Genomic DNA, 12,514 nt, shown 5'->3' on the forward strand with positions numbered 1-12,514 from the left:
ATTACCTTTACCATTTATCTTTAAATCATTAAATTTCATAGACACTTTATTCAAAACACTTAAGCCCATAACCACACGAACAACCAGTGCACCAGTAGCATGAGCCCCAAGTAAAAGCACAAATTAAAAATACTCGGGAGTGCAATCCAGCCTTTGCTGATCAGGCGATCCAGCAATGGGCCAGCCAGCTTAAACAAGACATAGGCAATAATGGCCTGTACCAAAAGAATGGGAATATAAATGCCATAAAGATTAAGTTCACCCATGAGATACACCTAAGCCATACATGTCTGAATAGCGCTGTTCTGTGGAAATATGACCAATGCTTTCACAAATATTATTGAGCGAAATCAAGAGTCGTTGACGTAATTGAGCATCTTCAATCTGCGGTGCAATACGCTGCAAACGCGCTATTTGCTCCACGATTCCTGCTGGGAAATGATGAATCGAGAGCTGTTTCTCTTGTGCCTGAAAATACGTTGTAAGCTGCTGTTGCAATGCATTCACTTCTTGTTGTAGCTCTACCAATTGCGGCAATTTTTGGCTAATTTCTTGCAAACGCACCAGATCAACAATCGAGCTACTTTCAACCAGCGCATTTTGAATTGCGGTTTTAATTTCTGGATTTTGTACCATCTTAGTATTCAATACGCCGACACGATCTAACATACTGCGTAAATGAATTTTGAAGTCACTGCCATAAGACAGATGTAATGCCTGTCGCATCGCTTGATAATGCAAAGCTAAAATCCGTGTCGCACTGGTATCTGGAGAAACGGCACGTACCAGATCAATCACAATCAGGGAGACCATTACACCCAACACCATTGCAAATGAACTGTCCAGATAAGACACTGCATCCATGGTGTATTGGTTATGCAGATTCAAGCCCATCATGGTGTTAATGCCCAATACCATACCAATTGGCATCAACATCTGATTCGCCATCATGGTCACTGCCACCAGAAATACAGGGAACAATACCAATGCCAATTGCCAGAAGTGTGTGACATGCGGGAAGATACCAAAGGCGTATAAAAATACCAATCCTGCCGAAACAATACTGCCCCAGATGAAAATGCGTAGCACAGGCACAGGATTATCCAGCGCTGTCAAAATACAAGCGGTGATTGCGCCCATTTGTGCCATCATGAAGCCCGCTTTCCAGCCCGACAAAATCCATGCACCTGTAACAATAAAAGTGATCAGCACAGCACTAATTCCGCCACGAATCGCAATACCATGATCTCGGTGCAAACTCGGATATTTCGTAGTAATCGACGTAATTTCAGCAGGAATGTCTTTTTTACCTTGCTGAATCTGTTGCCAGATCAGTTTTACCGCCAGAATATTGGCAATAAAATGACGAACATCCATTTTCAATGCAGCCAGCACAATTTGCTGTTCAGGAGTTGCAATCGAAATCAGCTCAGCAAAATCTTCTTCGAAACGGGCAGGCAAAGCTTGTAAATCTGCTGGACTTAAAACCCGTTCCTGTTTTAGAAAGGTCAGGGTGTCCTGACGAATCCGATCTAAATGTGGGGTCAGATTGGTCACTTGCATTTGCCCGAGCTGTTTCACCCGTTGAGACAAAGCCACCAGATTCGCCACCACCAATGAAACCTGATGCAGCATTTCCTGCAACGGTTTGGTCATGCCATTTAACTCACCTTTTTCATAAGCCAAATGCACAGCCAGCGCATGAATATCTGAAGCATCGCGGGTAATTACCGAAAGCACCTGCGTGTAATTTTCTGGCTCTTTCTGAACAGTAATCAAACGCTCAAAGGTATTTTCCAGATCATTCAGAGTCTTATTGACACGCTGCTTGATCATGGCCCCGACATGGACAGGGAAAAATGTTGCAGAAACAACTGCGGTCGCCACCACCCCAATCGAAATTTCCAGCACCCGCGCCAAAGCGATATCAAACATATTGTAAGTATCGATATAGGTAATTGCGTTATACACGATCATTGCGGTGGAATAACCCGCCAGCATGAACACATAACTACGTGGCGTACGGTCAAGTAGCGACACATACAAGGCAAAACCCACCCATAAAGACAGGATAATGGTAAAAAGCCACGGCGTATTAATAAAATGCGGTGTGAGCAGTAACGCAATAATTGCACCCGCAACAGTTCCCACTAAACGATACACACATTTGGAAGACACCATACCTGAATAAGGATTGGCAATGATCAGGACCGTACCGATTGACCACATCGGGTTAATCAGGTCCAGTTCAAACGAGATAAACAATGCCAGCATACCTGCTACAAATGTTTTGCACGCAAAGATGATGTCGAGTCGACTTGGTCTAAAAGCCAACAACTGTTTAAATAGCATGAACATGTCTCAATTTAGGGTCAGCTTGATCCTCATCACATCCATAAAAATGTGACGACTCGTCCAGACTGATCTGAAGAATTCAAATCAGGGCAATCGATAGGAATAAAACTGGATATTGGGAGTGATATACAATGCTTGTGCTTGGTATTTTTAGAGAGATTTCCCTAAAAATAATTATCCAAATAAGACATTGTGGTGTTAATTTTTTCAAAACAAAGCGAATTAGTCAACATAAATTATCGCTATTTGATAATTTTTAATTTTAATCTAAAATAATGACCTTAATATTTCATCATTTTCTCAGCATCAGACTCTATTTCCTCACAGAAGAAGAGCAAATTTAAAATCCCATACACCACTTAAGCCTTTTCTGTTATAAAGCAATAAAAGTTCGGTTTTCACGTTATTTTGTAAGGAGTAGACAACGCATCATGGCAATTTCGAGTTTTGGTAAAATTCTCACCGTGCTGGATTTATTTTCAGTTTCACGTCCGATTATCAATGTCGATAATATTTGTGATGAGCTTGGTCTCTCCAAACCAACTGCCTATCGTTATTTAAAAGAACTGGTTTCTGCCGATATCCTTAAGCGGATTAGTGGCACATCGGGTGACTACACGCTTGGTTCTAAAATTGCGGTTCTTGACTATATTTCACATAGTACTGATCCACTGATTCAGATCAGTATTCCGTTTATGCGCGATATCGTAGAACGTACCGAGTTGTGCTGTTTACTCACCTATTTAAATCATGATTACTGTATCGATCTGCATCATGAAACCTTCAAGGAAGCTGAACTGATTTCCTATGGTCGAGGCTGCCCACGCCCTGTTTATGTCGGTGCGTCCCCGAAGATTGTGATTGCGCATTTAACCAAACAACGGATTCAGGCTTACTATCAACAGTTCACGCAGGAACTGGCACAGGTGGGTTTTGCCAATAATGCAGATGAATTTATGCAGCAGATGCGGAAAATCAAGAAACAGGGCTTCTATTTATCACAAGGTGAGATTGATCCAATGGTATGCGGTCTTTCAGTGCCGATTCGCTTCTCAAACAAAGAAGCCCCTATCGCCTTGACATTGGTTGCCTCAAAGAACCGCTTTGATTTCCTGAATATTCAAAAGCTCATCGAAATTCTACAAACCAATGCATCTCAAATCGAACATAAGTTCGTTACGCTTTCTGAAAACCAGAATAGTCAAATTTGAGAATATTAAAAAACATTTACATTTTTCACTGTTGTAAATGCCAACAAATTCTCATATTATGATTATGTTCTTCAGCATACTCTCCCAAAGAGCATGACTTTCCTCAGAGAACTAAGCTCATCGTTGTTATGGGCTTTTTTCTTGCCTTAAATTTTTCATCCCATAAAAAAAAGCCCTCTCAATAGAAGGCTTTTCGTATGCAAATCATGCTTAGGGCTGTTTTAAATATGGCCAAGCTGCTTTCATATAAATAAACATGGACCATAAAGTTAAAATGACCGCAGCATAAAGTAAGGCATAGGCCCAGATTTCTAAAGGTTTCCAGTTCAGCAGGAAGACACTGATCGCGATCATTTGAAAGGCTGTTTTGTATTTTCCGACTGTTGAAACCGCAACACTGGTACGCGCACCGAGTTCCGCCATCCATTCACGCAAGGCAGAAACGGTAATCTCACGGGAAATAATCACAATCGCAGCAAACGCCATAGAAATGGTCGGTTGCCATTGCACCAGAACGATCAAAGCCGCTGCAACCATTAACTTATCTGCCACTGGATCAAGAAAGCGCCCAAAAGCAGAAGTCTGATTCAGGGTTCGTGCTAAATAACCATCAAACCAGTCGGTCACCGCTGCCAAAACAAAAATCGCAGTCAGTACCATATGGCGCATCATTCCCCCATGATGCTCAGCAATTCCAATTGCTGGTGGCCAATAGGCAATCACCAAAAACACGGGAATCAGGGCAATACGTGCCAAGGTTAAGATATTAGGAATGTTCAGGATTTGCCCTGTGCTCATAAACACCGCCATGTTGTTCGCATCAAATGCAGTTTGCACAAAGGATGTGCTGAGATTGTATTCATGTGTAGGCAACTTTATACGAAATGCATCGCAGTGTCGACTAGGCAAAAACCGCAACTGTTTGTCTAAGCACCGCAATTAAACGGTTTTCACGATTCCAAAGATATGCATATTCGGTGGAATAACCATGTTCTGCGTACTCCGTCACAACTTTATATTTAAACCAGTCTTGCATCTGCTCCGCCACAGGATGCAAATAAGTAATCTGCCAGGTCAATGAACTTGCGGGTGCAGGTGTCTTGAACATCGGTAATACACCGGGTGGCCATACATCCATTAATGCAAACAGATCAGGGAGTTGCATCGCACGGTTCTGATGCAAATCTGGTGAGAAACGACTCCATCCACCAAAATCAGGCACTTTGCTGCCTGCCATTGGATAACTGCCTTCTGCCCAGCACAATTCGAAATGCTGTAAACATTCAGGCATGAGTCCTTCAATATAAAAGGTTTTATCGAGTTGCTCAGGCGTAGGATAATCAGGTACGTGTGGCAGATTTTCGACATGAATTCGGGACTCACGTGACGAACCAAAGCTGGCAACCAAGATACTTTGCACCGCTTCGTCTTGCCACAATCTTACTTCAAGCGTAGTCACGGACTTACCTTCACGTAAGACTTCCGCGGTAATTTTTGCTTGTCCTTGCTGTACAGGCCCTACAAAAGTGATATTACAGCTGAGCAGTTGCTTTGCCGCATCTTGTACGACCGATAAAGCTTTCTGGATCAGAATGCCTGCGACCAGACCGCCAAACACCGTGCGACCTTGCAGCCAGCCTGACGGGATATCAATCCATTCTTGTTGTTCAACCTGCTGATAGAGCGGAAGCAATGACATCATTTTTCCTTCATGATCCAAACATCCTATCTTTGAATGTTTTTAGCGATTTGTGAATGATCATTGATACAACCTCATCAGGACGATTGAGTCAATTGAACCTTTTATTCATGCAGAATTTTATAAATTGTTCGCGCCATCACTTCGCCTAAACCCGGAACCAGCATTAACTCTTTTTCAGAGGCTTTTAATACCCCTTGAATACCACCAAAATGGGTGAGCAAATCACGTCTACGTTTTGGTCCTAAACCGGGAATAGCTTCCAATACTGAACTACTACGACGTTTATCTCGCTTAGCCCGATGTTTGGTGATCGCAAAACGGTGGGCTTCATCGCGAACCTGTTGAATCAGATGCAATGCTTTATGATCTTCTGGCAATTGAATTTTAGTGCCATCAGTAAAATGTAGCGTTTCCAACCCCGGCTTACGTCCTTCACCTTTAGACACACCAATCATAAAGGCGTCGAGTTGCAGTTCCTGCATCACCTCCATCGCCATATGCAACTGCCCTTTACCACCATCAATCAACAGCAGGTCTGGCAGCATATTCTTTTTATAACGACGGGTCAGAGCTTGGCGCATTGCAGCATAATCGTCCCCACCAGTAATATCCTGAATGGCAAACTGACGGTAATCGCGTTTTCTGGCGCCGCCCTGATCGAATACTACACAAGAAGCAATCGGTGCTTCACCCATGGTATGACTAATATCAAAACACTCAATACGATCGATTGGGCGTCCGACCACCTGCTCCAACTGATGAAAACGCTCATTCAGTTCCAGATGATTACTCAACTTGCCTTTAATCGCATGTTGCACATTCATTTGCGCCAGCTCAAGCCATTCCGCCCGAGTTTCACGCACTTTATGCTTGATCTGGACCTTTTTATTAAATGTTTGCTGCAAGGCCTCTTCCAGTTGTGCCTTGTCAGGAATGTCGATATTCACAATCAATTCAGACGGCACTTCATCTGCCACCTGAAAATAAAAGTTCGCCATAAAATCACTGAGCATCTGCCCCAAATCATCGCCCAGCATATCTGGAAAATAACTTTTTCCGCCCAGCATACGCCCATTACGCACATGCATGATCTGCACACAGGTCACACCAGCCTGATAAGCAATCGCCAGAATATCGGCCTCACCCTTAATTTTAAACACCGCTTGCTGAGCTTGGACTTCACGCAATAAGCCTAGACGATCACGATAGAATACGGCTTTCTCAAATTCCAGTGCCTCTGCGGCCTGCTCCATTTTTCCGATCAGCTCCTGATTCAGCTCTTTGGTATCGCCTTGCAGAAAACGAATCGAGTTATCGACATCTTCTTTATAATCTTCAGGACTAATCAAGCCCACACACGGCGCAGTACAGCGCTTAATCTGATATTGCAGACATGGGCGTTTGCGCTGTGAAAAATAGCTGTTTTCACACTGACGTACATTAAACAGTTTTTGTAAAACCAATAAGGTATCTCTGGCACTATAGGCACTGGGATAAGGCCCAAAGAACTTACCAATCTGATGCTTGCCTTTCCCCCGCCCACTGGCAATCCGTGGATAAGGTTTATCCGCAGAAACAAAGATATAGACGTAAGACTTATCATCCCGCAACATAATATTGTAGGGCGGGCGATGCAGTTTAATCAGGTTTTGTTCGAGTAATAATGCTTCCGTTTCAGAGCGAACCACCAGCGATTCAATATCATAAATACGGGCCACCAAGGCCTGCGTTTTAGGATGATCAATGGTTTTTACAAAATAGCTCGAGACACGATTTTTCAGGTTTTTGGCTTTGCCCACATACAGTAGTTCACCATCCTTACCTAGCATTTTATAAACGCCAGGTAACTGGGTCATATGCGCCAATATTTTTTCAATATGTTCTCGAGCGTTTGGGTTCACGGCATGCCTATTCTCTCTATTTACACCACATGATGTGATGCTTAGGAAGATTTTTTCAAGTTTTAAATGTGAATATCCTGTAAGCACAACGCTTATCTAGAAGTTGAACATGTTTTATTAAGTGCCTTGCAGAAAACATCTTTATCTTTAGGTGAAATCAAAATATGACTTGCCACACCATTTTTATGATAATCAATGCGCAAACGGTCTAAAGATAAAGCAGGAGATGAAATGAGGTTATGACTTTCCGAGATTTTGATAATGTCTGACTGATTGATTTGCCACTTAAATAACATTGAATGAATCATTAAGTGCTGTTCTGTCACGATATAGCGTGTATTTAGAATTGGCCACCATAACAATGCAATGGTTAAAAAATAAAGTAGCGCATGTTCAGGATATTGCTGCATCGTTCCCTTGATATACATGGTCCACAAAAATTGGAGCAATAAACCTGTGGTTGCGATGACCACACCCCAGAACCACCAGTCGATTTTGGAACGGAATACTTGCATATGGGCTTCCAAATAATGTTGATGAATTCAAATATTTTATCGCAATCCCCCATAAAAAAACGCCCTTACGGGCGTTGATTTAATTCGAACTTAAAATACATAAGGACGAATAAAAATAAGGAAGAACAAACCAAGCATAATGAACCACTTCAAGAAGTAGTACAGTGAACGATTCGACTTCTTCAAGGCTTTGGCTTTAATACGGATCTGGTAAATATAACCAAATGCCTTATTTAAACCACCTGTCTGGTCACCCGCTTCATTTGGTGAACTCGCCGCCGTCATCACTTTTTTACCAAACCAGTGATTAAACTTTTCCATAAAACGTGTTTTTAATGGACGTTCAACATCTGCAAAGAAAATGATACGGTTTTGATCCGTAGTGTTTTCAGCATAGTGAATATAAGTTTCATCGAAGACAACACTTTCACCATCACGCCAAGAATAACGCTCACCATCCACATCAATAAAGCAGCGGTCATCATTCGGTGTGATTAAGCCCAAATGGTAACGCAATGAACCTGCATAAGGGTCACGATGGCGAACCAAACGGCTGTCCGGCGCAAGTTCAGTAAACATTGCAGCTTTAATGGTTGGTAATGTTTTTAATAAGGCTGTGGTTTTTGGACAAAGCTCAGCTGCTGATGGATGTGCAGAGTCATACCATTTCAAGTAGAAACGTTTCCAGCCTGTTTTAAAGAATGAGTTAAACCCCAAGTCATCATAAGTACTTGATGCTTTAATCCCACCTTTGTCATACAAGGCTCTTGCTTCATCACGAATCATTTCCCAGTTTTCATCAAGGATTTTTAAGTCCTTAAAATGCTGTGTGTCGATATACGGCTGATTCGGCACTTTGGAAAACATGTACATTAAAAAGTTAATCGGCGCGAGAATCGTCGAATGGTCAAAAAATTGACGATAAAACGAATGCTTCACTTTCCCACGACGCTGAATATACAATGCAGAAATGATAAAAATCGCTAATATGATCCACTTAATCATATAGTTACTCACTCTTGAGTATCATCTAGGATACTTCGACGGAATTTGAAATGGAGAAATAATAACAAACTCGCGAAGAAAATTCAGACCTAGATCAATAAGTATCATTTTTTAGTAAATAAAAATCTCAGAAATATTCATTTCTGAGATTTAGTCAAGATGAGTCTGATATTAGTCTTGATATGGTTTCCAGTTTAATGAAGTCAAAGAAACAAGTGCATCTGCAGCAGTTTCATTAAAGACATAACAACCTGATTTCAACTGTGCCATTCTTAATTTGGCAACACGAATCGCTTCCGGGTCAGTCTGTTTTTTGAGGAAAGTATTCCAGTGCAGGCTTTCTTGATCAGCAGTCCAAGCGATATTGCTGGTATATTCTGCCGCATAGGTCTTGCCGCCATATTGTACTGCAACAGCATTACCTACCTGTAAACCTAGAGTGGTATCGTAAATTGTTGTCCAAGGAACATTAAGCCATGATCCTTTAACAGCTCTATAGCTTAAGCCAAATTGATTGGTTTGATTCAAATACTCGAGATATGGACCATTTTCAGCGTCAAACTCTTCAAAGCTTTGATTAATTTCATAGTCCTGATCTGTATTAAATGCAAAGGTCGGCTGATTGGATTTTTTTGAGATTAAACGATAACAACTACTTCCTTGAGGAAATTTATTTTGACCATAAGTATTAAGAAAGATGCGTCCATTTGCAGTACTATTGTCCGTCACAGTAAAGCCGATTTCACGGTAACCTGGTAAAACTGTATCAAACATATTTTTCCCAGATAGATCAACTTTTTGTAATTTCCAGTCTTCTTTAACATCTCCAATGATATCGAGTCGCCAATCAGTCATGGCATTAATATTCATCGTATTCACCGCTTTATCTGTTGGGAAATAAAGCTTTTTCTCTGTTAGTAAATATTCATCTAAAGTCTGATTTGAAGAAGCAATGGTAGACTTTTTATTAAAGATTTGAAAATAAGCAGTATTCAGCTCATCTTCGGCATCTACGTTATAATCCATAAAATAATAACGAGTACCGTCTGCAGTAGAGTCTTTAGTTTCAGTACTTTCATTGGTATTTGTGGATTTATCATCATTAGATCCACCACTGCCACCACCTCCACATGCGCTCAACATCAATGGAAGCATGGCCAAAACAACAAATTTATTTTTTAACATAATATTACTTTCTTAAACATTTTTATAACATAAAGTTTATCTAAAGATAAAAAAATAGACAAGTCTTTCTGTCCAGTGTTTATAAATTGACCTAATTTATTTAATAAAGAACTTTTCTTTGTTATTTCCTACTCATAAATAAGTCGAAATTTATATAAATAACGCTCGATTTAGTGCGCTTATCTACATCGTTAAAAACGACATATTATCAAAATATCGCAGCGGTTTTTTAAGAGATAAATAAAGCTTCATAGAAGCCTAAAAAATGAATAAAAAAAGATAAACTCAATAATTTTCAAAAACATAAAACCAAAAACTGAATAACAAAAACAAATGATGACCCTAGCGTCACGGCTTGATACAACTTGTTATGTCCTTTTTGGATATAGTTATCGTAAGATTAGCGAAGCTTTTTTGTGTGCCGAACTGCACATACGCTTTATGACATCCACTTAGAATCCTCCACAACAAGGGAGATCAGGCATGATCCACGCTGGCAATGCCATTACCGTCCAAATGCTTGCGGACGGAATTGCAGAATTCCGCTTTGACTTACAAGGTGAGTCGGTTAATAAATTTAACCGTGCAACCATCGAAGACTTCCAAGCAGCAATTGCTGCAGTGAAAGCCAATAACGATATTAAAGGCTTAGTCGTAACTTCTGGCAAATCAACATTCATCGTTGGTGCTGATATCACTGAATTTGGCGACAACTTCGCTGCTGGTGAGCAAGCGATCGTTGATTGGCTTATGCCTGTACATGAAATCTTCAATAGCTTTGAAGATTTAGATCTACCTAAAGTTGCTGCAATCAATGGTACAGCGCTAGGTGGCGGTTTTGAAATGTGCTTGGTGTGTGACTATCGTGTGATGTCAGAACAAGCGCAAGTTGGTTTACCAGAAATCAAACTCGGTATCTATCCTGGTTTTGGTGGTAGCGTACGTTTAAGCCGTTTAATCGGTATCGACAATGCCGTTGAATGGATGGCAATGGCGAATCCGAAAAAACCAGCTGCAGCATTGAAAGACGGTGCTGTAGATGCGGTTGTTGCTGCTGACAAATTACAAGAAGCTGCGGTTGATTTAGTTAAACAAGCTATTGCTGGCCGTTTAAACTGGAAAGCAAAGCGTCAAGAAAAATTAGATGCAATCAAATTGAACCCACTTGAACAAATGATGGCGTTCAATACGGCGAAAGGTGCGGTCCTTGCGAAAGCAAACCCTGCTCAATACCCTGCTCCAAAATTATTGCTTGATTCTTTACAAGCAGGTGCAAGCTCAACCCGTGATGACGCGTTAAAAGCAGAAGCACAAGGTTTTGCAAAAGCTGCGATTACTCCACAAGCAGGTGCATTGATTGGTTTATTCATCAATGACCAAGTGGTGAAGAAAACTGCGAAAAAATATGAGAAAGGTGCTCATCCAGTCAACCAAGCTGCTGTTCTAGGCGCTGGTATCATGGGTGGTGGTATTGCTTACCAAGCGGCAAGCAAAGGCACACCAATCATCATGAAAGACATTGGTAACCCACAGCTTGCATTGGGTATGAAAGAAGCGAATGGCTTGCTCACCAAGCAAGTTGAACGCAAGAAAATGAAACCTGCGCAAATGGGTGAAACACTTGCTCGCATCCGTCCAACTTTAAGCTATGACGAGTTTAAAGAAGTGGATATCGTGATCGAAGCGGTGACTGAAAATCCAAAAGTAAAAGAAATCGTACTTGCTGATACTGAAAAGCATGTTCGTGAAAACACGATTATTGCGTCTAACACCTCTACGATTTCAATCACTCGTTTGGCGAAAGCATTACAACGTCCTGAAAACTTTGTAGGTATGCACTTCTTCAACCCAGTACACATGATGCCATTGGTAGAAGTGATTCGTGGTGAAAAGACTTCTGAAGAAGCAATCGCAACAACTGTGGTACTTGCTCAAAAAATGGGTAAAACACCAATCGTTGTTAACGACTGCCCAGGTTTCTTGGTTAACCGTGTATTGTTCCCTTACTTCGGTGCATTCGACCTTCTTGTAAAAGACGGTGCGGATTTCCAGCAAGTGGATAATGTAATGGCGAAATTCGGCTGGCCAATGGGCCCTGCATACTTGATCGACGTTGTTGGTATCGATACAGGTGTTCACGGCGCAGAAGTGATGGCAGAAGGTTTCCCTGACCGTATGAAGCCAGACTACAAAGGTTCAATCGAAGCAATGTACGAAGCAAAACGTCTTGGTCAAAAGAACGACGTTGGTTTCTACAAATACGTGTTAGATAAGAAAGGCAAGAAAGCGAAAACTGTTGACCCAACAGCATACGAAATCATTGCACCATTCGTGACTGGTGAAAAACGCGAGTTTGATAATCAGGAAATCATTGACCGTATGATGCTTGCTTTCTGTAACGAAACTGTTCGTTGCCTAGAAGACAAGATCGTTGCAACTGCTTCTGAAGCAGACATGGCAATGATTATGGGTGTTGGTTTCCCTCCATTCCGCGGTGGTCCATGCCGTTACATCGACCAAACAGGTGTTGCTGAATACGTTGCGCTTTGCGACAAATATGCACACTTAGGTAAGGCTTATGAAGCGCCACAAATGTTGCGTGACATGGCTGCTAACAACACAAAATTCTACGGTTAAGGA

Annotated in this window: 10 protein-coding genes; 2 read left to right on the forward strand and 8 right to left on the reverse strand. The window is 41.4% G+C overall.

The genetic code is table 11. The features are described 5' to 3' along the window. Positions 1-59: 59 nt before the first annotated feature. Positions 60-266: a DUF1656 domain-containing protein gene (locus tag EC846_RS15420; protein WP_004774072.1), complete on the reverse strand. Its 207-nt coding sequence runs from the start codon at positions 264-266 to the stop codon at positions 60-62. Then, a complete protein-coding gene (locus EC846_RS15425; protein WP_123775689.1) occupies positions 259-2,352 on the reverse strand; it encodes an FUSC family protein in 2,094 nt (697 codons plus the stop codon). Before EC846_RS15425 ends, EC846_RS15420 begins: the two co-directional genes overlap by 8 nt. A 434-nt stretch (positions 2,353-2,786) precedes the next feature. On the opposite strand from EC846_RS15425, the gene EC846_RS15430 reads away from it, so the two are divergent. Beyond that, positions 2,787-3,566 carry an IclR family transcriptional regulator gene (locus tag EC846_RS15430; RefSeq protein WP_005255489.1) on the forward strand — a complete coding sequence of 260 codons (780 nt, stop codon included), beginning with the start codon at positions 2,787-2,789 and terminating at the stop codon, positions 3,564-3,566. A 210-nt stretch (positions 3,567-3,776) separates the two neighbouring features. Here the strand turns inward: EC846_RS15430 and pgsA are convergent, their stop codons facing one another. From pgsA to EC846_RS15460, 6 genes are all read right to left on the reverse strand, one after another. Further along, on the reverse strand, positions 3,777-4,364 hold the full coding sequence (gene pgsA, locus EC846_RS15435) for a CDP-diacylglycerol--glycerol-3-phosphate 3-phosphatidyltransferase (protein ID WP_005255491.1): 588 nt from the start codon (positions 4,362-4,364) through the stop codon (positions 3,777-3,779). A 103-nt stretch (positions 4,365-4,467) separates the two neighbouring features. After that, on the reverse strand, positions 4,468-5,265 hold the full coding sequence (locus EC846_RS15440) for a thioesterase family protein (protein ID WP_123775707.1): 798 nt from the start codon (positions 5,263-5,265) through the stop codon (positions 4,468-4,470). A 104-nt stretch (positions 5,266-5,369) separates the two neighbouring features. Beyond that, positions 5,370-7,169 carry an excinuclease ABC subunit UvrC gene (gene uvrC / locus EC846_RS15445; protein ID WP_005255496.1) on the reverse strand — a complete coding sequence of 600 codons (1,800 nt, stop codon included), beginning with the start codon at positions 7,167-7,169 and terminating at the stop codon, positions 5,370-5,372. A 92-nt stretch (positions 7,170-7,261) separates the two neighbouring features. After that, positions 7,262-7,684, reverse strand: coding sequence for a PH domain-containing protein (locus tag EC846_RS15450; RefSeq protein WP_123775690.1), 423 nt, complete (start codon positions 7,682-7,684; stop codon positions 7,262-7,264). A gap of 90 nt (positions 7,685-7,774) precedes the next feature. Continuing rightward, positions 7,775-8,689, reverse strand: coding sequence for a lipid A hydroxylase LpxO (gene lpxO / locus EC846_RS15455; protein ID WP_004774061.1), 915 nt, complete (start codon positions 8,687-8,689; stop codon positions 7,775-7,777). A 171-nt stretch (positions 8,690-8,860) separates the two neighbouring features. After that, positions 8,861-9,874, reverse strand: a complete 1,014-nt coding sequence (locus EC846_RS15460) for a hypothetical protein (RefSeq protein ID WP_123775691.1) — start codon at positions 9,872-9,874, stop codon at positions 8,861-8,863. Between the two features lie 483 nt (positions 9,875-10,357). On the opposite strand from EC846_RS15460, the gene fadB reads away from it, so the two are divergent. Beyond that, positions 10,358-12,511 (forward strand): fatty acid oxidation complex subunit alpha FadB, encoded by a 2,154-nt coding sequence (gene fadB / locus EC846_RS15465; protein WP_047431485.1) that lies wholly within the window; start codon positions 10,358-10,360, stop codon positions 12,509-12,511. The last annotated feature ends 3 nt before the right edge of the window (positions 12,512-12,514 follow it).

The organism is Acinetobacter sp. BIGb0102 (assembly GCF_003815055.1).
GTDB classification, from domain to species: Bacteria; Pseudomonadota; Gammaproteobacteria; order Pseudomonadales; family Moraxellaceae; genus Acinetobacter; species Acinetobacter vivianii.